17 protein-coding genes are annotated in these 24,454 nt (G+C 40.4%); 9 read left to right on the top strand and 8 right to left on the bottom strand.

The annotated features are described in order from the left end of the window. Positions 1-154 precede the first annotated feature (154 nt). Positions 155-1,198: an isoaspartyl peptidase/L-asparaginase family protein gene (locus FKG96_RS26155; protein WP_130858212.1), complete on the top strand. Its 1,044-nt coding sequence runs from the start codon at positions 155-157 to the stop codon at positions 1,196-1,198. Here FKG96_RS26155 and FKG96_RS26150 read toward each other — a convergent pair. Genes FKG96_RS26150 through FKG96_RS26140 form a run of 3 tightly spaced genes read right to left on the bottom strand, consistent with a single transcriptional unit; the run spans position 1,195 to position 2,904 of the window. Next, positions 1,195-1,752, bottom strand: a complete 558-nt coding sequence (locus FKG96_RS26150; RefSeq protein WP_013663837.1) for an acyl-CoA thioesterase — start codon at positions 1,750-1,752, stop codon at positions 1,195-1,197. The two genes, FKG96_RS26155 and FKG96_RS26150, sit on opposite strands and share 4 nt — an antisense overlap. Before the next feature lie 3 nt (positions 1,753-1,755). After that, positions 1,756-2,289: a YceI family protein gene (locus FKG96_RS26145; protein WP_013663836.1), complete on the bottom strand. Its 534-nt coding sequence runs from the start codon at positions 2,287-2,289 to the stop codon at positions 1,756-1,758. An 18-nt stretch (positions 2,290-2,307) separates the two neighbouring features. Then, positions 2,308-2,904: a short chain dehydrogenase gene (locus FKG96_RS26140; RefSeq protein WP_013663835.1), complete on the bottom strand. Its 597-nt coding sequence runs from the start codon at positions 2,902-2,904 to the stop codon at positions 2,308-2,310. A 221-nt stretch (positions 2,905-3,125) separates the two neighbouring features. On the opposite strand from FKG96_RS26140, the gene FKG96_RS26135 reads away from it, so the two are divergent. Next, complete coding sequence (locus FKG96_RS26135; RefSeq protein ID WP_149106281.1) at positions 3,126-6,491, top strand: DEAD/DEAH box helicase; 3,366 nt, start codon at positions 3,126-3,128, stop codon at positions 6,489-6,491. Between the two features lie 51 nt (positions 6,492-6,542). Here FKG96_RS26135 and FKG96_RS26130 read toward each other — a convergent pair whose 3' ends face one another. Next, on the bottom strand, positions 6,543-7,088 hold the full coding sequence (locus FKG96_RS26130; RefSeq protein ID WP_149106280.1) for a hypothetical protein: 546 nt from the start codon (positions 7,086-7,088) through the stop codon (positions 6,543-6,545). A 1,144-nt stretch (positions 7,089-8,232) separates the two neighbouring features. Between FKG96_RS26130 and FKG96_RS26125 the strand changes: the two genes are divergently transcribed. The 3 genes from FKG96_RS26125 (at position 8,233) to FKG96_RS26115 (ending at position 14,556) form a co-directional block, all read left to right on the top strand. Then, positions 8,233-10,689 carry a TonB-dependent receptor domain-containing protein gene (locus FKG96_RS26125; RefSeq protein ID WP_242627393.1) on the top strand — a complete coding sequence of 819 codons (2,457 nt, stop codon included), beginning with the start codon at positions 8,233-8,235 and terminating at the stop codon, positions 10,687-10,689. 270 nt (positions 10,690-10,959) lie between these two features. Beyond that, the gene (locus FKG96_RS26120; protein ID WP_210421334.1) at positions 10,960-12,297 is read left to right on the top strand and encodes a pitrilysin family protein; all 1,338 of its coding nucleotides are present in this window, start codon (positions 10,960-10,962) and stop codon (positions 12,295-12,297) included. Positions 12,298-12,507: 210 nt separating this feature from the next. After that, entirely contained in the window at positions 12,508-14,556 is a 2,049-nt protein-coding gene (locus tag FKG96_RS26115; protein WP_130858208.1) for a pitrilysin family protein, read from the top strand. A gap of 67 nt (positions 14,557-14,623) precedes the next feature. Here FKG96_RS26115 and FKG96_RS26110 read toward each other — a convergent pair whose 3' ends face one another. Further along, on the bottom strand, positions 14,624-15,076 hold the full coding sequence (locus FKG96_RS26110; RefSeq protein ID WP_013663829.1) for a GNAT family N-acetyltransferase: 453 nt from the start codon (positions 15,074-15,076) through the stop codon (positions 14,624-14,626). 297 nt (positions 15,077-15,373) lie between these two features. Here FKG96_RS26110 and rhaT point away from each other — a divergent pair, with 297 nt between their 5' ends. The 4 genes from rhaT (at position 15,374) to FKG96_RS26090 (ending at position 21,557) form a co-directional block, all read left to right on the top strand. Next, on the top strand, positions 15,374-16,450 hold the full coding sequence (gene rhaT / locus FKG96_RS26105) for an L-rhamnose/proton symporter RhaT (protein WP_013663828.1): 1,077 nt from the start codon (positions 15,374-15,376) through the stop codon (positions 16,448-16,450). Between the two features lie 87 nt (positions 16,451-16,537). Further along, positions 16,538-18,664 (top strand): bifunctional aldolase/short-chain dehydrogenase, encoded by a 2,127-nt coding sequence (locus FKG96_RS26100; RefSeq protein WP_130858207.1) that lies wholly within the window; start codon positions 16,538-16,540, stop codon positions 18,662-18,664. Positions 18,665-18,767: 103 nt separating this feature from the next. Further along, a complete protein-coding gene (locus FKG96_RS26095) occupies positions 18,768-20,042 on the top strand; it encodes a sugar isomerase (protein ID WP_130858206.1) in 1,275 nt (424 codons plus the stop codon). A 132-nt stretch (positions 20,043-20,174) separates the two neighbouring features. Beyond that, positions 20,175-21,557: an FGGY-family carbohydrate kinase gene (locus tag FKG96_RS26090; protein ID WP_130858205.1), complete on the top strand. Its 1,383-nt coding sequence runs from the start codon at positions 20,175-20,177 to the stop codon at positions 21,555-21,557. A 28-nt stretch (positions 21,558-21,585) separates the two neighbouring features. On the opposite strand, the gene FKG96_RS26085 is transcribed toward FKG96_RS26090, so the two are convergent. From FKG96_RS26085 to FKG96_RS26075, 3 genes are read right to left on the bottom strand one after another with little or no spacing between them, the layout of a single operon-like run. Next, the gene (locus tag FKG96_RS26085; protein WP_130858204.1) at positions 21,586-22,896 is read right to left on the bottom strand and encodes a cell wall metabolism sensor histidine kinase WalK; all 1,311 of its coding nucleotides are present in this window, start codon (positions 22,894-22,896) and stop codon (positions 21,586-21,588) included. Positions 22,897-22,919: 23 nt separating this feature from the next. Beyond that, a complete protein-coding gene (locus tag FKG96_RS26080) occupies positions 22,920-23,594 on the bottom strand; it encodes a response regulator transcription factor (RefSeq protein ID WP_130858203.1) in 675 nt (224 codons plus the stop codon). 9 nt (positions 23,595-23,603) lie between these two features. Beyond that, a complete protein-coding gene (locus tag FKG96_RS26075) occupies positions 23,604-24,446 on the bottom strand; it encodes a hypothetical protein (protein ID WP_130858202.1) in 843 nt (280 codons plus the stop codon). Positions 24,447-24,454: the final 8 nt, after the last annotated feature.

Here is a 24,454-nt window from a genome sequence, read left to right as displayed (position 1 = left end):
TTTTTATCGAATAATGTTCATTAATAAAATGTAAAATTTGAATAATATTCGATGATTCGCTTCTGTTGGAAACGATGTATGTCCGTGAGCTGGTTATAGGTCCGATGATTCTAATGAAAATCTGTACTTTTACATAAATAAATCCAACAAAAAGATGGCATTACCTTTAAGACTCATTCTAATATTCTCCTTACTACCGGTCCTTGTACATGCACAACAGCAGATAAAAAAGTATGTACTTGTCATACATGGTGGTGCGGGAACCATCGAGCCTAGCCGTATGACGCCTGAATTGGAACAAGCGTATAAGGCAAAATTGAAGGAAGCATTAACAGTCGGCTATGAAATTATTCAGAAAGATGGAAGCGCTTTAGATGCGGTCGAGAAAACCATACAAGTGTTGGAAGATTCTCCCTTATTCAATGCCGGAAAGGGCGCCGTCTTTACCCACGAAGGCAAAAATGAATTGGACGCAGCTATTATGGATGGAGAGAGCTTACGTGCAGGAGCAGTTGCAGGCGTAAAGATTGTTCGGAATCCAATAAGTGCCGCACGTGCAGTTATGGAAAAATCAGAACATGTGTTGTTGGCGAGAGATGGTGCAGAGGACTTCGCTCGACAAGTAGGCCTAACAATGGTAGATCCGTCGTATTTCTATACGAAGGAGCGATGGGATGGGCTTCAAAAGGCTCTTCAGCAAGAAGCTGTCCAAAAAAAGGCGAATGAGACCGCTGTAAAGCTGGGTGGTGGTCATCATGATGATAAGTTCGGGACAGTGGGTTGTGTTGCCCTTGATAATCAAGGCAACTTAGCGGCAGGAACCTCAACGGGTGGAATGACTAATAAAAAGTTTGGACGAATAGGTGATTCCCCCATTATAGGTGCAGGTACCTACGCTAATAACGCGTCGGTTGCCGTATCCTGCACAGGTTGGGGCGAATTTTATATTCGGAATGTAGTAGCTTATGATGTGGCAGCCCTGATGGATTATAGGGGTTTGACAGTAGAGGAAGCTGCGGAAACCGCGCTCGCAAAAGTAGCAAAAAGCGGGGGGAACGGCGGTCTGATCGCCCTGGATAAAGAGGGCAATCTTGCTATGCCCTTCAATACTTCAGGGATGTACCGTGGCGCTATTTCGGCGGAGGGAGAGCTGGAAGTAGCAATCTTTAAAGATGGAGGGCATGTACCTTTAAACTAATACGATTGTTTTAAAATGCATCGCTCTTTTTTTAGTACTTCAATAAAATCTTGATTCCTAAAATCAGCTTTGATACGCTCGCCTTCTTGCTTATAATAGCGGTTTAATTCCTTTCTGTGCATCGCCGTAATAAAGCGCTGTATCTCCGTTTCGTTTTCCAGAATCAAGCCCGGAACTTGGACCGGTTTGTGGGTTTCCTCATCTAAAGCAACCATTGAAAAATAGCTCGAGTTTGTATGCTTAACGGCATGCGTCTTCACATTTTCGGCCAACACTTTTATACCCACTACAAGTGAAGAGTTACCAACATAATTTACAGAAGCAAGTAATGAAATAATCTCACCCACTTCCACCGAAGCTCTAAAGTCAACTGTGTCGATCGACGCGGTGACGCAATAAGTTTCGGCGTGTTTTGCGGCACATACATATGCAACTTTATCCATTAACGATAAGATGACCCCGCCGTGTATTTTGCCCCCAAAGTTAGAATAGGAGGGAATCATGAGCTCGGTCATTACCGTTTGAGAATCGGCCACCGTTTTAAAGTTATTCATACATCAAGATATTTTAATTAGTTCAATGTTGGCGGCCAGTTCGATTTCTTCTGACACAACCATTCCTCCTGCTTCCATTAATGGGTTATAAGTTAGACCAAAGTGTTTCCTGTTGATAATTCCTGATACCTGAAAGCCTGCTTTTAATCGACCGTTCTCTTCTGCCGTCCCGCCAAATGAAACATGGAATTGTACTTCTTTAACCATGTCTTTTATGTCGAGCATGCCTCTTAACACAAATGTGCTTGCGTTGTCGTCATCCTTGCTTAGCTCCGTGGATCGAAAAGTAATGTACGGATGCTTATCAACGTCAAAAAACGCGGATGATTTAAGGTGTTCATCGCGGTAAGATTCATTCGTGTACACACTATCGACGTCGATAGACAAATGGATCGATGCTTGAACGAAATCATTAGGTTCCAGGGTGTCTACGGTTCCTTCAAATTTGGTGAATAAGCCAGTTACGGTAGATATAAGCATGTGTTTTGCCCGAAAGTGGATTTCTGAATGCTTTGGGTCAATTTCCCATTTAGTCATATATCAATTGAAAAGAAATTAGAATACTCGGATTGTTTCTCCTGTCAACGCACCCATTACGCTTTTATAGTAAGCATTTGCTACTCGTTCCATTTTTACGGGGATGTGGCCCGGAAAAACTTCAAAAAAAGAAGGCGAATCTTCCACAACGCCGGGACTCACAGCATTTATGCGCACATCATTTTTTAGCTCGATTGCTGCTCCTTTTACAAAAGCATTGATAGCACCATTCACTGTACTAAGTGCAGATCCTCCTGGAACGGGGTCTTCAGATAGAATACCTGATGTCAGTGTAAACGAGCCGGCCGGGTTAATGTAGTGTTGTCCAATGAGTACCAAACTGATTTGGCCTAAGAGCTTATTGTCCAAACCAAGTCGGAAATCGGCGTTGCTTAAGTCTTTCAATGACTTAAAAGCAGCTTTGCCGGTCGTGCTAATGAGCGCATCAAAGGGGCCAATAGTTTCAAAAAAAATCTTTATTGATTGCTCGGAACAAATATCTATTTGGTAATCTCCTTTCGTAGTCCCCACTTTAATGAGTTCATGTTTGCCTTCAAAAAGTGTTGCCACATGTCTGCCAATCGTCCCTGTCGCACCGATAATAATAATTTTCATCTGTATGTAATTATTTGTTACTATAGATTCCTAAAAGCACTAATGAGTTTGCAAGCGATTTATTCATCGCCTTAACCCCTCTCTATATTTTCCAATAAAAAGCGCTCCTGAACATTTCTTGATATTATTCATTCTTTATTGCAAATCTTAATTTGCTTATGAATAGCTTTGTTGAAGATAGACAATATTTGCGGGAAGTATATTCATAAGAATGTTATAAAATGACCTTTACAGATAAAATAATTGATTCAGAAGAGGCTTCTTATACAATTGAAGGTTTTGCGGATGAGCAATTGTCAGAAATCTTGATGTACAAACACTCGTCTGATCAACTCGTTCCGAATGCATCAGTTCATGTTAAACAACTATCCATCGACAGAGGCGTCTTTGATTATTCGCACCCTAACTTACATACTGCACAGATAAGGGTATGGACAGATCGGATTGAAAAGCGTCTCCATTTTCACTGCACTTGCTTAGAAACACCGCTTCGAATGTGCCAACATAGCAATCGGGTTCTTTATGAAATAATAAAAAACACAGATATCCGATTTTTTTTTGACGGAATTTCACGACATGTGAGAGTACGGCAAGTTGCGCGAGATTATGGTCTGGAAGACGAAGCAGACATCACTTCGCATTTCCATATGCATTATGTGGAGAATAAATTAATACTTACGCCAAAAATACAAGGCTTATTGAAAATAACGGATGAAAATGTACGGTATCTTAAAGGTAAGCTTTTACCGGATGTTAAACCGGCGTTCCGTGAACAAAATTTGGAGGGGAAAGTGATTCTTATTTATCCCCACAGACATTATGGCCACCTTACAATTCAGCTTGGGGAATTAGCGTTTGCCGTTAACGGGAAGGTTAAGGCCTTGGTTAATACCATTGATGCAACAACGTTATTGTGGCATGAAAAGCGGCCGGAATATATTCGCTTTTTGGCAGCGCTCAGTCGATTTCCCCAACCAACCAAGGAACCGTATAACGAAGATGATATTCGGGCCTTACACGAAATAGTGAAAAATCCCTTTGATATGCCCGTTTACTATCAAGGGAATTCAAAACAATTTCAGGCAAAGAATTTTAGTAGAGTGAACCTGCAAGTAATAGGGGCTGACCAATTTACGCTTGGAATTCGGAAAAAAGATAGCCTCTACCAAATAAGCCCGCTATTGCAGATAGCAGATCAGTGGTACAGCATGCAAGAGCTCGTCTTTGCCTTTGATTGTTTTCTGCACATAGGGAAAACTTTTTATGCATTTAAGAACCATAATGTGTGGAGAGTATGCCGATTTTTTAAGAATCTAGGGACTGATCTGATCGTGCATGCATCGAAATATCATCTCTTGCAAAGTGAATTGTTGGATAAGGTAAGCGATACCTTAAAGGTGAACTACGCATTTCTTACAGAGGGGTACGATCAGTCATCTATGGAAACGCCGGTACAGGCTACCGAGCGAATCATTTATTTGTCAGAGTCTGAAAATTACATCGTGATAGAACCTGTTATGCGCTACGGGACAGTCGAAATTCCCATTCGTTCGAAACGACCCGTTTATGGGAAAGACGATTATGGAAATTCATTTTTGATTCGTCGTAACGATGAGCAGGAGTTGCAGTTCTTATCTTTTATCCTCAAACAACACCCTTATTTTCCGGAACAGTTAGATGACGATTTACTGTATTTTTATTTACATCAAGATCGGTTTTTCGACGGAAATTGGTTTTTAGAGGCTTTTGAGCAATGGCAAATCGAAAAAATAGCGGTCATGGGTTATGATAAGCTATCGATAAGCAAGCGAAGTCCGTATAAGGCTGCAATAAATATAGAAGTTACCAGCGGTATTAATTGGTTTAATACAAGGGTGAAGATTTCTTACGGCTCAAAGGTAGCTCGACTGCGCGACCTTGAAAAAGCGGTTAGAAATAAATCAAACTACGTACTCTTAGACGATGGAACCTATGGTATATTGCCTGCCGAGTGGCTTCACAAGTTTGAACAGTTCTTTAGCTTGGGAAGACGGGAGGGAGATTTACTTAAAACGGCCAAGATAAATTTTCAGGCTTTGCAAAGTGCCTACGAAACCGACATGTTCGACTCCGGTGTAAAGCAAGAGTTGCTTCTTTTTAAACAGTGGAGCAATCAGGAAGAGGATCCGTCGCTAAAGATTCCAGAGGGATTTATCGGCAAGTTAAGGCCTTATCAATTGGATGGTGTAAAATGGCTTCATAGTTTAAGTCGGCTAGGCTTCGGCGGTTGTTTGGCGGATGATATGGGGTTAGGAAAATCCATTCAGATTATCGCTTTTTTGCTACTAAAGAAAGAGGAAGGAAAATCAGGTACGAATTTGATTGTTGTTCCGGCAACTTTATTGACTAATTGGTTGCAGGAATTCGAAAAATTTGCACCTTCATTGCGGATTTTTCTTTGGCATGGAGGACAACGGGATCAAAACCATACAATAGATTCTTGGGATGTCGTGTTAACTACTTACGGCACCATGGTAAGTGACCTGGATCGTTTTCAGGAAATAGAATTCGATCACCTATTTCTAGATGAGTCCCAACATATAAAAAATCCGCTATCTCAGCGATACCGAGCGGCCAATCGATTGAAGGCAAAGATTAAGATAGCGGTAACGGGAACACCTTTGGAAAACAATACTTTTGATTTATTTGGGCAGTTGTCGTTCGCTTGTCCAGGCCTACTAGGTAACAAAAGATATTTCCGTGATGTTTATTCTACGCCTATTGATAAATTCGGTGAAAATAGGCGTCTGGAAGAGCTTTTACATAAAATTAAACCTTTTGTTTTACGAAGGACAAAAGCAGAAGTAATGGATGATTTGCCCGAGAAAACAGAAATGGTTATGTACTGTGAAATGGGCGAAGAACAAAGAAGGATATACGACGTATATGAAAAGGAATTTCGATCTTATATATCGGCACAAACGGAGGAAGAGCTAAGTAATAAAAGTGCAGTCGTATTAAAGGGCTTGATGCGACTACGCCAGATTTGCAATTCGCCGCTTTTGTTGAAAGATAAGTATAGCAATGTACCGAACGCCGCCAAAATTGAGTGGCTGATAGAAGAGATCGGGCAGAGGAGTGTTCAGCATAAGATTTTATTGTTTTCCCAATACGTGCATATGTTGGATTTGGTAGAAGATCAGTTGCATAAACAAGGATTGCAAACCCTTAAGATGACCGGAAGTACAAAGGTAAAGGACAGAGAGGGGCTGATTGAGCAATTTAAACTGGATGGGCGTGTAAAGGTATTTTTGATGAGTTTAAAAGTCGGCGGAGTCGGATTGAATCTTACAGAGGCGGATTATGTGTATTTAATTGATCCTTGGTGGAACCCGGCGGTAGAAGACCAAGCGATCGATCGTATTTACAGAATGGGACAGAAAAAAAATGTAATAGCAGTGCGATTGATCTGTAAGGAAACAATAGAGGAAAAAGTGTTGCAATTACAGCAAAGTAAGAGTGAACTGTTCACTAAACTGGTCGATTCGATAACCCTGACTAAAACATCTTTCTCTAAAGAAGCGTTGTTGCAATTATTATCCCGTTAAAAAGTCCTAAATCTTATACAAGACTAGGACTTTTCCAGGTATAAATACCTCCTAAAAAGGAGGTAAGGAAAGGTTGATATGTATGTTTGTGCTGCGTGGATAAGCGCGCGCATATTCGTCATAATAATATTCAGGATGTCTTTCTAAGGGTATATTTGCCATTAGCTGTATGCGGGCTCTTCCAAGATCGACATTCGCTAAGAAGGCCGGAACATTTGGTGTGAAAATCCAACGATTGCTTGACCAATATACATAGCCTCCACGATAGGGGTCGTAGAACGTACAATAATCCCTGAAATAAACATGATGTCTCGCTCGATAACGATGCGCACGGGCCCACCTGGGATATCCATAGTGATCATAACGGCGGTGCTTTTCGTAATATCTTGCCTGTTTCTTATAGTGTTTATGGCGTTTTTTATAATAATCTCTGTCGTATCGGTAGTGGTGCCGATGCCGATCATCGTCGTCATCATCATCCCAACGCTCATGCCCATGTCCTCGGCCATGCCCTCTCCCATGTTGCGCTAATGCCTCTGAGTAGCTAAAAATCGATAAGAGGACCACACATAAAGTAATAAATCTTGCTGTTTTCATGTTGTTCATTTTACATCCTATTGGAATAGATGTTGGAAAAAAGGTTTAATTTTTTTTACAAAGTATTTTTTAAGAATCTTCTATAAAACCTGTCGCTTTATTTTTTGAAAGTCGTTTTTGATGATTGAATTTTATAATATATTTGATGATCAGCATCAATTCTTGCCGCTCCTTATTAGGGGTTAGTTCTACAATATGACTTGCTAAAATAGTTAGTAATAGAATCGCGATCGTTTCTTTCGCCAAACACTACGGTTTTTTTGTTTAAGACGGAGCTTTCAGGCTCAAGAAAGCATTGCGAAATTCATAATCATAAATTGATTCGTTTTTTAATTTGCTCATAATGAGTTATGTATAGCTATTTGTGCAGGCTCTACTTTAGTGTGAAAGGAAACAAGGATTCTGATATCTCTTTTTAGCTCATTTTCGATTCGTTAATTATTATGAAATTCGCAAAAAGATGACTGATTTATTTTTAATATACTTATTGTCAAACGTTTAGTATGTCTATTTGAACTCGTGATCTAGCGTTATTTTGATGTAAATCGGATTTTGATGAGTTGTTTTTTTTTGATACTATAAGCATTATAACGGCGCGAAAATGACACTTTGTCAGCGGTGTTTAGGGCGTTCTGAGGCAATGAAACCTAATTCACTGCAGGATATTATTAGCTGTTTTTGATAGGGTGTAATATTTTACCAATGTTTGAATATGATAATATGTGTAGTTGCTTATATCGTGGGGTAAAATAAATCGAGATGCAGAATCAAGGTAGTTAAATGAGAAATATAAAGAGAACGAAGAACAACCGGAATTCTTTTAAAATAAAAAACCCCACTTGGGGAGTGGGGCCGAAACCTAAGTTTCAAATCAACCTAAACCTGTCCTCTTTTTAGCATATATCGTGCCAATATTGAAGAAAGATGAGGCTTTACAGCCTATTTTTAATTCAAAAACGGCTTTGCATGTGTTTGTTTTAAGATATGTGAGTAGCCCTTAATTGGTTACGGGTAAGTCGTGCTGATTAACGCATGTAAATAAAACTATAAGTAACTAATAAGTTACCTTTTTATGGGTGATTTGTATACTTGTTGTTGTAACATTTGTCAATCGCGAACGACTAATGTTCAAAAAATAGATCAGATGAGTATAAGCAAACAGTTATTTGTATGTATTTTGATGCAGTTGAGTGCTTGCGTTGTGTTTGCGCAACAAGTGGGTGGACCGGGAAAGATAAAGGGGCAAGTAATAGATTCCTTAACGAACAAACCTATTGATTTTGCGACGATAACCCTTTTAAAAAGTACATCATCACAGTCCGTCACCGGGGCCCTTGCAAACGAAGGAGGGTCATTCAGTCTAGACAAAATACCCCTAGGGAAATATAAGTTGATTATCAGTGCGATGGGATACAGTCCAAAAACAATCAGTCCGATAGAAATTACAGAGCAGCTTACTTCCTTAAACGTGGCCAATGTGTTATTAAAACCTTCCGCAACCGAATTGCAAGCGGTTGAGATTACGGGGCAGGTGCCTGTGGTCGAAAATAAAGTGGATAGACTTGTCTATAATGCAGAACAAGATGTTACAGTAGCTGGTGGAAATGCCGCCGATGTGTTGCGGAAAGTTCCTTTGTTATCAGTAGATATGGATGGTAACGTGTCCTTACGGGGAGATCAAAACGTTCGTATCTTTATTAATGGAAAACCGTCCGGGGCCATGACGAACAATGTAGCGGACGCGCTACGTATGATTCCGGCTGATCAGATTAAGAACGTTGAAGTTATTACGAGTCCTTCAGCGAAATACGACGCCGAGGGCACTTCGGGAATCATCAATATAATTACTAAAAAGAAAGACGTTGTGGGTGTGAACGGTTCCATTTCGGGAGGTATTGGCACGCGCCAAAACAATTTCAACGGAAACGTAAATGTGCGAAAAGGCAAGCTGGGCGTTACCGCTAATTTGGGCGCTATGTGGGGTTGGCCCGTTACAACGGATGTAACCTTTGATCAACGATCTTTGACAGATCAGCCATTGATTTCGCAAAACAGCGCCAGTACCACGAAAAGAGGTGGAGGAAGAGGTAGCTTAAGTGTTGATTACGACATAGATGATAAGAATATTATTACATCCTCTTTCAATTACAATCAGTTTCGAATGGAAACAGATGGAGATATGACGTCCATTTACGGTGGGATTAACCAAATTTTAAGTAATTCGAGAAACCAGATTAAATTTCATGGCTTTGATTGGAGTGCCGATTACACCCATAAATTTGAGAAAAAGGGGCAGGAATTGACATTTGCCGGCCAATATTCTAAAAACAACAATAATACTGATTACAATACCTTATATAGACAGCAGGGTTTTAGGCCCAATGAAATGGGCTATAATAATGGTGTAAATGATGAACTCACCTTTCAGGTAGACTATACCCATCCTTTTAAGAAGGTCGTACTGGAAGTAGGTGCAAAAGCGATCCTTCGAGATATCTCTTCCGACGTCACGGTCGACACCATGCTGCAGAATGGTTCATATATCAATCATGCACAACGATCTTATGATTTCGGTTACAAACAAAATGTGGGTGCCGGTTATTTTACGGTGAGTGTTCCCTTTGCTAAAGATTATGAATTGAAAGCGGGTGCGCGTTATGAATATACACTGCTTGACGGTGATGCAGTAGCAAACTTTCCGGCCTTTGAAAACAATTATCACAACCTGCTTCCCAGCGTGGTGTTATCGAAAAAGCTGGGGCAGATGTCTAATGTTAAACTAAGCTACAACCAGCGTATCCAAAGGCCAAGCTTGTTCTACTTGAATCCCTTCCGTAATGAAGCAGATCCGGTGAATCAACGGCAGGGAAATCCTGAATTGGATCCCGAGCTATCGCACAACGTTGAATTGGGTTATTCAACCATGATCAAAAGTACGATTCTGAATGCATCGCTTTATTATAGGCGTACAAATGACGTTATAGAGTCAATATACACCAATATTGGAACGGAGGAGCAACCAATCGTACTGCAGAGTTTTGAAAATATCGGACGGAATAATTCATTTGGTACCAACCTGTTTGCTTCTGTCAATCCGATTAAGATTTTGACGTTAAGAGGTAACCTGAATTTGTATACTTATGATATTAACCTTCAAAATATCGATGACAACTTAACTTCGCAAGCAGGTAATGTTTACTGGATGTACCAGGCTTTCCTAAGTGGTACGGTGAATTTAAAAGGAGGGCTTATTGCGGAAACGTTCCTTATATTGAATGCGCCGAGACGTACTTTTCAAGGTTACAACCCTGCATTTAATATGTGGAGTATTGGTATGAAAAAAGAAATATTCAAAAAACAGGCAAGTATCGGGTTGAATATTATCGATCCATTTAATGAGAAAAAGAATTTCAGATCAAAAATTCAAACCGCTAGCTATAAGCAAGAATCGAATTTCGCCGTACCATTCCGTTCCTTCGGTATAACATTCAGCTGGAAATTTGGTAAAATGAATTACAATGCTAAACCGCGAAAAGAACGAGGTATACAGAACGACGATCAAAAAGCGGGTGAAAGTGGACAAGGGCAACAAATACAATAAAGCATAATATCATACCGACTTAAGGAGCTGGGCTATTTATTTAGCCCGGCTTTTTTGTTCAAAATAAACTGATTGCCTCTTCTGTTGAAGTGAGGTCGTGAATAAAGGCATTTGTTAAGCTGGTAGGTCAGAGATAGAATGATTATGGCGCAATTTTTTTTGTATGAGAAAGTAAAAATAGGTTAATTCGTGTAACAATATAGGCTTAAACAGATCAAATGCAAAAATACCAAACCAAATGCTTCCAACGCATTACAACAATCAACACATATGAATAAAAAAAAGCTAGTAATAGGCAGTATGCTGATTGGTCTACTTGGCTCGAGCAGTTTACTGAATGCCCAAGAAAAAATCCAATTCAAAGAATTTAAGCTCGACAACGGATTAGATGTTATTATGCACCAGGATAAAACCACCCCTATTGCAGCCGTTTCTGTGCTTTATCACGTGGGTTCAAAAAATGAAAAACCCGATCGTACGGGATTTGCACATTTCTTTGAGCATTTGCTATTTGAAGGAAGCGAAAATATTGGCAGAGGCGAATTTATGAAAAAGATACAGGGCATAGGAGGGACGCTAAATGCCTATACCTCAAATGACCAAACCTATTACCATGAAGTCGTTCCGTCTAATTATTTGGAAACTGCCTTGTATATGGAAAGTGAACGAATGTTACACGCAAAGATCGACTCAGTTGGAGTGGAAACGCAGAGAGAAGTTGTTAAAGAAGAAAAACGCCAACGAATGGATAATCAGCCTTATGGTTCCATACTGATTGAAGTCTTAAAACGAGCCTATCACAAACATCCGTATCAATGGGCACCCATCGGCTCCATGGATCACTTGAACGCTGCTTCCTTGCAGGAGTTTATGGACTTTTATAAAACCTACTATGTACCTAACAACGCCGTTTTGTCCATCGCCGGAGATATCGATTACGAACAAACGGAAAAGTGGGTTCGTAAATATTTTGCAGAAATACCCAAGGGAGAAAAAGAAATTGTGCGGCCATCAATCGTAGAGCCCAAGCGAAATCAGGAAATCCGTGATGTCGTCTACGATAATATCCAATTGCCGGCAGTGGTGGAAGCATACAACCTTCCGCGTAAGGATAGCCCTGATAGTTACGCACTCAACATGTTGTCTACCTATTTAGCGGGTGGAAAAAGTTCGCTGCTTACAAAAGAAGTAGTGGATAAGCAGCAGAAAGCGGTACAAATAATGGCTATGCCTTTAGATTTGGAAGATGGCGGCCTATTCCTATTTTTAGGGATTGCTAATATGGGTGTCAGCGCTGATTCATTAGAAGTTGCGATTGATGCACAGATTGAAAAACTCAGAACTACCGGAATAACCGATAAAGATTTTGCGAAATTAAGGGCGCAAACAGAAAACGCTGTGGTAAGCCGTCACGCTTCCGTTGCCGGTATCGCCGAAAGCCTGGCCGAAGCGAAGGTGTATTATGGTGATGCAGAAGAAATCAATAAAGAGCTGGCCAATTATAATAAAGTCACCAAGGAGGATATACAACGCGTAGCCAGAGAATACCTGAACAAAGACGGTAGAGTCGTGTTACATTACCTACCTAAAAAAGGAGAAAGCAAATAGATGGGTTGTTTCTAATAAAAATTAAGACTCGATAGCCACGAGCTTCCAAAAAAATAGTTATGAATCGTCCATGTTTAAAATTTCATTTTCATCTCACAGGAATATCAAATTTAAAGCATGGTAAGCTCCATCTGACCGATGGAATAAAAACCGGTTCGCGGTTCATGAGTGCGAAATAGTAAAATAGAATTGACGAATAATTATTTACAGATGAAAAGAATTTATATATATACACTGCTATGTTTTCTATCAACCGGCCTTTCTCAAGCGCAAGTTGATCGTACGAAATATCCTGAGCCTGGTCCCGCTCCTCAAATTAATATTGGCGATGCTGAAACTTTTACACTGCCTAACGGATTAAAAGTATTTGTTGTTGAAAACCATAAACTGCCCCGTGTTACCTATTCGCTAGTGTTGGATCGTTCACCTTTGCTTGAAGGCGAGAAGGCTGGTTTAACCAGCTTGGTAGGAGATATGCTGATGGGAGGTACAAAAAATCGGACGAAAGACCAGATCGACGAGGAGATCGATATGATTGGCGGAAAAATTTCTTTCGGATCTACCTCCGCTAATGCAAGCTCATTAACCAAGTACCAAGATAAACTGTTAACGTTATTTGCAGACATTCTATTGAACCCGTCATTTCCGCAGCCGGAACTTGATAAGCTGAAGAAACAGGCAATTTCCGGCATTGCCAGCTCAAAAGATAGCCCGGATGAAATTTCGGAAAAGGTCTCCAACGTTGTATTATATGGTAAAGACCACCCCTACGGAGAGTTTGCAACCGAAAAGACAGTTTCCAATGTGCAGCTATCTGATATCAGAGAGTACTACAATGCATACTTTAAGCCGAATATTGGATACTTGGCAATTGTTGGTGATATTACAATAAAAGAAGCAGAGCGTTTAACTAAGCAATATTTTGGCGCCTGGCAAAAAGGAGAGGTCAAGAAGCGGGAATGGCCCGTACCTGCTGCGCCGCAAAAAAATGAAGTGATTTTAGTCAACCGCCCTTCGAGTGTACAATCCGTTGTTGACGTAACTTATCCGCTTGCGCTCAAACCTAACGACGCTGATGCAATTCCTGCTCAATTGTTGAACAATATCTTAGGCGGAGGTTCTGCGGGGCGTTTGTTTCTAAACCTTAGAGAACGTAAAGGCTATACGTATGGTGCCTACTCTTCTTTATCGCCTGACAAAATCGTCGGAAATTTCAGCGCCGGGGCGAGTGTTCGGACGGAAGTGACAGACAGCGCTGTATACCAGTTTTTGGAAGAACTGAAACGGATCGATAAAAAGACCATTACTGAACAAGAATTAACCGATTCCAAAGCTATATTAAGTGGTAGTTTTGGCCGTTCGTTGGAACAGCCCGCTACCATTGCCCGCTTTGCCATCAATACGGAGCTGCAAAATCTTCCTAAAGATTATTATAAGAATTATCTTAAAAACCTAAATGCCGTTACCGTTGAACAGCTCAATACCTTAGCCCCTAAATACATAAAGCCTGAACACGCATATATTGTCATTGTTGGAAATACGGATGCTTTTAAAGATCGAATAAAGCAATTTGGTGAAGTAAAATATTATACAAATGCGGGTGAACCGGAGGTGAAAGCCGCTATTCAAGACGCTAGCTTAACGGCAGAGAAAGTGATTGATAAGTATCTTGAAGCGATTGGAGGGAAAGATAGACTTATGAAAGTTAAAACATTGAAAAGCGTGCAAGAAGCAGAGATACAAGGTATGAAAATAACGGCGGAGTTATTGGTTGACCAAACGAAACCCATTGCGATACAGTCAATGAAAATGGGTCCTCAGGTCATGTCGAAGTTTATTATTCGGCAAGATAAGGCTACGATGATTAATCAGGGGCAACAACAGGCTGTGCCTGATGATATGTTCAAATCCTTAAAGAACGCGTTGGAGATTTTTCCGGAACTAAATTATATGAAAAATGGAACGAAGCTTGCTTTGGATGGTATGGTAAAGGTAAATGACGAAGAGACCTATAAAGTGTTAGTTACAACGGCCGATGGATCAAAGTCTGTAAACTATTATAGCGTTGTTAGTGGTTTGAAGTTAAAGTCAGAGAGTGCCAGCGAAGGGGAGGCGGAAATAAATGAATACAAAGACTACAGCGGTATTAAATTGCCGGCCGTTAGTACGATTAAAAGCCCCAACATACCGGTACCACTAAAAATGGTAGCAATTGAACAAGTTATAAACCCGGCACTTACACCGGCTGATTTTCAATAGTAATATACAAGGAGGTAATACATTATAGTATAGCCTCCTTGTTATTGTCGATAACCTTTCCTGCTAGTTAAGAATGACTATTCTCGGTAATAAATTCGTAGTTGATATAATCCGTCTTTCTAAATCCGAATTTTTCAAATAAGGTCTGAGAGTTTACATTATCGACCTTAGTTGCTAGGTATACTTTGCTTTTATTGGTTTTCTTGCTAAAGAAAACAGCTTCGCTGAGCAGCGACTGAGCAACGCCCTGATGCCTATATTCATCAGCAATATAAATATCGTTTAACAACCATATCTCCTTAATTCCTGCTGGTGTAAAGAATGGAAACAGCAGTGTAAATCCCGTAATGCTGTCGTCTATAATGGCGATGAAAATAATGCAATCTTTCTTCGTTAAACGATCTCTTAAAAACTCCTTCCCACCCGCTAGATTGTAGTCTTGGCCCGCAGTTGTTCGGTATTCGGCAAAAACAGCGGCAAGTGGTTCCAAATCTTGCAAATTGGCTTGTCTGATTTTCATTTTGTTCTTTTTAGTAATGAAGCCCCGCTTGTAGCAACTGTATTGTTCAAAAGGGCGTCACAATATAAATGAATTATTCACCATCGTTCTTTTTTCTAATGGAGCCATTAAAAATTTGTATGGTAATGCAATCTCATAATTTCTACTACAAACCTACTATAAAAATTTGCCATTTCCGTCATATAATCGACAATTAATGGAATTTTAATGTGTTTTTGGCATAACAGGGCATGACAGTTCCCTGCTATAGATGCTTTATCTTGCACCACATGATAACCAACAAGAACCTTAGTATATATGCAGGCATTATTAGGTGTATTTTTTCATTTTATCGGTGGTTTTGCTTCAAGCAGTTTTTATATACCTTATAAAAAGGTACATGGCTGGGCTTGGGAAAGTTTTTGGATTGTCGGAGGCTTGTTTTCCTGGCTAATAGTACCACCTTTGGCCGCCTGGCTTACTATTCCAAATTTTGGTCATATTATTAGTCAGACAAGTACAGCAACTTTAGGTTACACGTATCTTTTTGGTCTTCTGTGGGGAATTGGGGGGCTAACCTATGGTTTAGGCGTACGGTACCTGGGCGTTTCTTTGGGTAGTAGCATTATGTTAGGGCTCAGTATGGTTATTGGATCCATGTTGCCATCCATTTACTATGAATTCGTTCCTCAAGAAGGGAAAGACACGATCAGTATGTTCTTTGCAAACGCTTGGGGTTTATATACATTGGGCGGCCTGCTGATTTGTATTATCGGTATTTACCTATGCGGTTTAGCAGGAGTAAGAAAGGAACGGGATCTAGGAGGGCATAGTGATGCCAGTGGAAATAAGGAATTCAATTTAAGCTTGGGTTTGATTGTTGCAATTATCTCAGGAGTATTAAGCGCTTGCTTTAATTTCGGTTTAGAAGCTGGAAAACCCATGGCGATCGTAGCCAACGATCTATGGAAGGCAGCCCATCCAGGCGAAGGGGAATTCCTGTTTCAAAATAACGTTACCTATGTTGTCGTGCTTTGGGGAGGGCTTACCACCAACTTTATCTGGTGTCTTATCTTGAATGTGCGCAACAAAAGTTTCGGGAATTATGTAGACGCAAAAACACCGCTGTTAAGAAATTATGTACTATGTGCATTGGCCGGTACCACCTGGTATCTTCAATTTTTCTTCTATGGGATGGGAGAAAGTAAACTGGGTAACGGCGCCAGCTCATGGATTTTGCATATGGCCTTTATTATCTTATTGGCAAATGTTTGGGGCGTAGTATTAAAAGAGTGGAAAGGTGTAAGTAAGAAAACCTACGCAACAATTTTGGCAGGAATACTTGTTATCATCCTGTCGGTATTGATTGTGGGGTTCGCTAAAGAGATGGGTTAATAAATGGGGTTTAAAATTGGCAAATTAATATTGGTAATAAAGTGACAATGGCCGCTAGGCCTTAAAATGCAGTAAAAACATAAGAACATGGCTGAAATAGAAAAAAGAAAATCATTTAAGCACGTTAGCTATTTATGGGATGATCAAGAAGCCGCCAAACTAGCGGGAGATGAGGTAGGCTTGTTAATTTATCGCTCTAATCTTTTAGGCGCCGATTTGCGCCTTACAAATTACGGTGGAGGGAACACCTCATGTAAAGCCATGGCAAACGATCCGTTAACAGGAGAGGAAGTGGAGGTGATGTGGGTAAAAGGCTCAGGAGGTGATTTGGGAACACTTAAAAGAAGTGGATTGGCGGCGCTTTATGTGGAGCGGTTACGCAATTTGAAAAAGGTTTACAGAGGGATTGACCATGAGGATGAAATGGTGGAACTCTTCAACCATAGTATTTACGATTTAGCGTCTAAAGCGCCCTCTATCGATACACCATTACATGGCTTTCTACCATTCAAACATATCGACCATTTACACCCCGATGCAGCCATTGCCATTGCGGCAGCAAAAGACGGTAAACGCATTACTCAGGAGTTATTTAAAGGTACGATTGGCTGGGTTGAATGGCAGCGGCCCGGTTTTGATCTTGGCTTGAAATTAAAACAATGCCTGGATGAGAACCCTGGAATCAGGGGGATTATGTTAGGTTCGCACGGTCTATTTACTTGGGGAGATACTGCGTACGAAAGCTATATCAATACGTTGGAGGTTATTGAAAGCTGCGCCGAATATCTAGAGCAGCATTATGGTAAAAAAGGGCCTATCTTTGGAGGCCAAAAAATAAGCAGTCTTCCTGCAGAACTTCGTAAAAAACAAGCCGCTGCTATTGCGCCCATACTAAGGGGGTTCTGTTCTTCTGAAAGACCTATGGTGGGCCATTTTACCGACGACGATCGTGTACTTGAATTTATAAACTCCAATGATTTAGACCGACTAGCACCCCTGGGTACAAGTTGTCCTGATCACTTTCTTCGCACCAAGATAAGTCCATTGGTTTTAGAACTGCCGGCTGACGCAGACTTAACGGATGTGGAGCAATTAAAAGTGAAGCTTAAACCTGCATTTGAAGCTTATCGCGCGATGTATGCCGATTATTATGAGACTTGTAAGCATCCCAATAGCCCGGCCATACGTGATAAGAACCCTGTTATTATACTGTTCCCCGGAGTCGGTTTATTCTCTTTTTCAAAAGATAAACAAACAGCCAGAGTGGCAGCGGAATTTTATATCAATGCCATTAATGTCATGAAGGGTGCAGAGGCCATATCGGAGTATACCTCGTTACCTCGACAAGAGGCTTTTAATATCGAGTACTGGCTCTTAGAGGAAGCGAAGTTGCAGCGCATGCCAAAACCGAAAGCTCTCTCTGGTAAAATTGCCCTTATAACGGGAAGTGCAGGCGGTATCGGAAAGGCGATTGCCGTTAAATTTGTGGAAGAGGGAGCGGTGGTCGTTATCAATGATAATGATGGAGAGCGGCTAAAAAAAGCTGACGACGATTTTAAAGGTCGTTATGGAAAAGATGCTTATATCACGGCGAAGCTAGACGTAACCAACGATGCCGACATCGCAGCGGCTTACGATGCAGCAAATTTAGCCTTTGGAGGGGTAGATATTGTGGTTAACTGTGCCGGACTATCTATATCTAAACCGCTACAAGATCATACAGACAAAGATTGGGACTTACTTTATGACGTGCTTGTAAAAGGACAGTTTAAAGTAACGCAGCAAGGTGTAGCGATTTTAAGAAAACAGGAAATCGGAGGAGACGTTATTAACATCGTTAGTAAAAATGCATTGGTGTCCGGACCGAATAATGCGGGATATGGTTCTGCAAAAGCTGCACAACTACATTTGAGTAGACTAAACGCTGCTGAACTTGGTGGCGATAAAATTAGAGTGAATGTGGTAAATCCGGATGCCGTAATTTCAGATAGTAAAATATGGGAAGGTGCGTGGGCAGAGGGGCGTGCTAAAGCATATGGAATAAAAGTGGAAGAACTTCCTGCGTATTATGCAAAACGGACCTTGCTTAATGAGATTATCCTGCCAGAGGATATTGCCAACGCTTGTTTTGTGTTTGTAGGAGGATTACTTAATAAATCAACGGGCAATGTTTTAAATGTGGATGGCGGTGTGGCTATGGCATTTGTGCGATAAATTTGGAATATTAGCTAATTAGCCAATCGGTTAATTAGCTAATGGAAAAACTTGAATGGATTTAGTAAATTCACCTGCTAGTAGTGGCTAACTGATTAGGATTATGAATATAGAAAAGTATAAAATCGAGGAATATAACCAACAAGCAAAAGCGAAACACGTTCGCAAATTGGAAAGTTTGGTTGAAGATATAAATAACTACCATGAGGTTTTAGAGAAACTGATTGATTTTCAGATTGCCATTCCAAGTTGGGCGCTTGGATCAGGGGGAACACGCTTTGGGCGTTTTCCCGGTGGTGGTGAACCCAGAAGTTTAGAGGAGAAAATCGAGGATGTCGGATTACTACATGCCTTGAATCAATCGAGCGGTGCCATTTCTTTGCATATCCCTTGGGATGTGCCAAAAGATTATCAGTCTATAAAGGCCTTAGCGGCACAGTATGGGCTTGGCTTCGACGCGATGAACTCAAATACCTTTCAAGATCAGCCTGATCAAACCTTTAGCTATAAGTTTGGATCTATGCAGCATGTAGACGCTGCCGTTCGTAAGCAGGCAGTCCAGCACAATATCGAGGTCATACAGCATGGGATCGAACTTGGGTCAAAGTCGCTCACAGTTTGGTTGTCTGATGGATCCTGCTTTCCTGGTCAACTGAATTTTAGAAAGGCTTTTCAACGAACCCTGGAGAGCCTTCAGGAAGTGTATGCGGCGTTACCGGCAGATTGGAAAATTTTTGTTGAATATAAAGCTTTTGAACCCAATTTTTATTCAACAACGGTGGGTGATTGGGGCCAGTCGTTATTATATGCCAGTAAATTAGGGCCTAAAGCATATACCTTAGTTGATCTTGGACATCATCTGCCGAATGCCAACATTGAACAGATTGTTTCTTTGTTACTCATGGAGGGTAAACTTGGGGGCTTCCATTTCAACGATTCTAAATATGGTGATGACGATTTAACGGCCGGCAGTATCAAACCCTATCAATTGTTTTTAATATTTAATGAGCTGATTGAAGGTATGGATGCTCGAAAAATGAATCATGCAACTGACTTAGGCTGGATGATCGATGCCTCGCATAATGTAAAGGATCCACTGGAAGATTTACTACAATCTGTTGAGGCAATCATGTTGGCTTATGCACAGGCGCTTTTGGTGGACAGAAAAGCTTTATCCGCTGCACAAGAAGATAATGATGTTGCCAAAGCCCAGGAGATACTACAAGCGGCTTTTCGCACCGATGTTAGACCATTGGTAGCAGAAGCGAGGTTACGTGCAGGAGGTGCTTTAAATCCCATAGAATTGTATCGATCATTAAATGTTCGTGGAGAGCTGATCAGAGAAAGGGGCTCTAAGACAGTGGCCACTGGGTTATAAGTTATAGGTTCTAAGTAATAAGTTTTAAGTGATAGGTTTCGAGGCGTTCCGAGCTTATGACTTAAAGCGTAAAACTTAGAACCTATAACGTACAACTTAAAACGTATAACTTAAAACGTATAGCCAACAACGATGAAGATACCGGTTATTGCCATATTTGATGTAGGAAAGACTAATAAGAAATTATTTTTGTTTGATGAACATTACAGGATTGTATTCGAACGTTCCGCTCGTTTTACTGAAACGGTAGACGAAGATGGCGATCCCTGTGAAAATCTTGCCAGTCTTCGCTTATCCGTTTTTGACTCCTTACATGAAGTATTCAGAAAGGATGAATTCGAGATTAAGGCTATCAATTTCTCAACCTATGGGGCAAGCTTCGTATATATTGATGAGAGTGGTAAACCCTTAACGCCGCTATATAACTATTTAAAGGATTATCCCCAAACCTTAAAAGATCAGTTTTACAAGCAATATGGTGGCGAGGAGAATTTCGCCTTACGGACCGCTTCGCCGGTATTGGGAAGCTTAAACTCCGGTATGCAATTGTATCGATTAAAGCATGAAAAACCGAGCATCTTTAAGCAAGTATATAAAGCCCTGCATTTGCCCCAATATATGAGTTTCCTAATATCGGGTAAGGTTTACAGCGATATGACAAGTATTGGTTGTCACACCAATTTATGGGATTTTCAGAAGAGCGGATACCACGAATGGGTAGAACAGGAAGGAATTTTAGACAAATTGGCGCCCATTGTACCTGCTGATTCAGTCTTTCAGGCCTCCTTTCCGGGTAATAACTATGCTGTTGGTGCGGGCTTTCACGACAGCTCAGCCGCGCTAATTCCTTATTTAGTAAGTTTCACTAAACCTTTTGTGCTCCTTTCTACGGGTACTTGGTGTATCAGTTTAAACCCTTTTAACGAAGAGCCGCTAACAAGTGAGGATTTAAAAGCTGATTGCTTATCCTATATCCACTACCAGGGAAAACCGGTTAAAGCTTCCCGTTTATTTGCCGGATATGAACATGAACAGCAAACCAAGCGAATTGCTGCCCATTTCAACGTGTCTACCGCCAAATTTAAAAACATTGCTTTTGATACGCATTTAGCCAATAAATTGCAAGAACAGACGGATCAATCGGCAGGGATGAGTCCTCAAGAAAGCTTGGCTATTTTCGGTAAACGAGATTTAGGAAAGTTTAGAACCGAAACAGAGGCTTACCATCAGCTGATGATCGATTTGGTGAACGCTCAAAAGATATCAACTACATTGGCTATAGGTGCATCTACCGTGAAAAGACTCTTTGTTGATGGCGGTTTTGGAAAGAATGTTATTTACATGAATCTGCTTGCTGAAGCATTCCCGCAAGTGGAGGTATTCGCAGCTTCTATGGCACAGGCAACAGCGGTCGGTACAGCTTTAGCTATCCATCAATCATGGAATAGCCTCCCTTTTCCGAACGACATCATTGAGTTGAAATATTATGCCCCGGTGAAAAAAGTAGCCTCTTAGCACAAAGATTAACATGTTGTCTTGGGTGTTAAATAGGAAACAGCAGTTTAAAGACAGTTCCTTGATCAGTATCGGATTCAACACTAAGGGCTATATGGTGATAATTGCAAATACTTTTTACAATGGTAAGCCCCAGCCCGTAGCCGCTGTTTTCGCCATCGGTCGACTTTTTGAATCGATCGAAAATAAACGGAATTTGTGCTTCCGGAATGCCAACACCTGTATCTCGAATGCTGATTTCATAACCGGGGATTAAAATACGATCGCTGATATATATACGGCCGTGCGCTCGGTTAAATTTGATGGCATTATTGATTAGATTATAAAACAGATGGAAGAGTAGATCTCTGTTCACGTTTGCTAAATTTTGATTGATGGTTAGGTTTACTTTGGTTTCAATTTGCTTTTCTTCCAGTTTTATTGCCAATTCCTCTAAGATTTCTCGAACCAATTCCAAAGGATAGACTAAGTCTTTTCTCGCAAATTGCGCATTGTCGATTCTTGAGATTAACAATAAAGAACTCGATATTTTTTTTAATCGAGTTAAGGTTTTCATCATTTCAACGATGTGTTGTGCGAACGGTTCTTCAAGCCCTTCTTCTGTTAGTAAATTTTCCATTTTGCTCTGGAGAACGCTGATGGGAGTCATCAGTTCGTGAGAAGCATTTGCTGTAAATTCTTTTTCTTTTTCAAAGGCTTCGTTTACTTGTTTCATTAAGAGTAACAACGATTCATCTAAGTATCTGAAGTCATAAGTACTTGTTTTTATTGAGATTTGTTGGCCTTTAAATGGAAATTTACGATTGAGTAACCGGGTCTTTATAATTTTATTTAGTGGCTGAATCAATAAACGCAAGAAGCTTAAATCAATTACTAAAGTAAAAGCAATTAATACAATCAAGGTATACAACGTGAAGCGCTGAAGTGGTTTGTTGTATTGTGTTATGCTGTTTACTGTCTTCCCTATTTCTAACAAGTAGGTTTGTCCTTTATCTTGGAAAGTATAGCTCAAGATACGGTAATTTAACGTGTCATGTTCTACAATGCGTTGAGACTCTTTTATATTGTCGATGTGCAGGTCGGCAGGCGCAGGTTCGATGGCAATGTACTCTTCTTTTAACATCGTATAGCTTCCGTATTCCTTATCGCCTTGTAAATAGTACTGCAATCCATTCTGCTCCAGATCGGCTAAGACTTTTGTCTTTTGCTGACCTAGGATGTAGTTTGTATATTCAGACGCAATTTGCTCCACAAGCATAGGCAACAGCAGAATAAAAATGATGACGATAATCAACTTTGAACTACTGATAAACAATAAAAGCTTGGTGGATAGTTTCATGATAGAAATCGTGATAAAACTTATTATCCCCTGATTCGATAACCGACACCGCGTACCGTTTCAAGCCATTCGGTACTTGCCCATAGACCGAGTTTTTTTCTAATATTCTTGATATGAGCATCAATGTAGTTTGAGTCATTATCATCTATAGCATAAGAACCCCAAATGTGCTCACTTAATTGCATTCTCGTTAAAACCCTATTCTTATTCAACAGCAAATAGCTTAGCAAATCAAACTCTTTCCGGGAAAGGTCAATCGGGTTACTATCAAATAGAACCAAGCGTTTCGGTAAATCAATACTGAAATCACCTAAGCGTATGAGTTCGTCCTGCAATTTGAATTTCCTTCGTGCAATAGCCTGCATACGCGATTGTAATTCCAAAAGATAAAAAGGTTTTGAAAGGTAGTCATCCGCACCTAGATCCAATCCTATGATCCGATCGTCCAAATTACCTCTTGCTGTCAATATTATATAAGCGGCCTCCTCATTATGTTTTTTTGCTTTCCGTAAAATATCCAGTCCATCCCCGTCCGGTAAACCTAAATCAATCAATATGAAATCATATTGATTCAAGGCGATCTTTTCAGCCCCTTCCTGATAGGTATGAGCTAAATCGCAAATATAAAAGGCCTTCTTTAAGAAATCAGCCATCTCATAGGCTAAGGTTTTTTCATCTTCTACAATGAGTACTTTCATAGTGCGGCTTTAAAATTGATAATAAAAGGCCAATCCAAAAAAAGATTGTGCACGTTTTATTGCTTCATCTGAAGGGACCAAAAGCGATAATTGATAGCTTAATTCTATTAAATAACTACTACGACTATAACTTAAAGGCAGTTTAGCGTTGTATGTAAGCATGGAAAAGGATTTAGATGGAATATATTCGGTCACCCCTCCTGAATTTCCCGGGTTTGTTGGCGGCTTCCCATTTCCTTTATCCTGCCCACGTTGGTTCTTAGCTCGTACATAGGTCTCATAGTAATTTCTCGTTCCTGCTACCAATTCTATAGAAGGTTCTATGCTAATCAGATCTTTATCATCAAATAGGTTGCCCAGACTCGCGTCCTTGGAGTTGGAAAGCGTTAAAAAAATGTCTTGTTCATCTCCAAAAGCATAATCGACATCCAAGGCACTCTTAAACCAAGGCCAGTGATAACTTAACGAGCCATTGAGGTTATTCGTGAGCGATGCTTGAAGCAAAGGGGAATTGGTGGGATAAAACGATCGTGTATAAGCTAAACCGCTCGATATCTTTTCGTTGAAATTGTAATCGTAACCTATGCCTAGATCGGTTCCGGAAATTCCGGATCCGTAATTTAAAAATTTGTATGAACTGGCAGAAAAATATAATCCAAAGGGTAAACGAACTGTTGCATTTAGTAAGACATAAGGCAGCTTCTCATCCGTAACTTGCCCATAATAATTAATATTGCTGTTATAAAGTGCTGCAAAAGTATAGCTTGCGCTTGCTAAACTATCGTTGATTTGCCTAGCTTGCAAGTGCGAAAAAATTAAACAAGTGAATACAATCGAAATAGCTAATTTCATCTGATGCT

This window comes from Olivibacter sp. LS-1 (assembly GCF_008245145.1).
GTDB classification, from domain to species: domain Bacteria; phylum Bacteroidota; class Bacteroidia; order Sphingobacteriales; family Sphingobacteriaceae; genus Olivibacter; species Olivibacter oleidegradans.
This window is presented reverse-complemented; position numbering and strand designations above follow the sequence as displayed.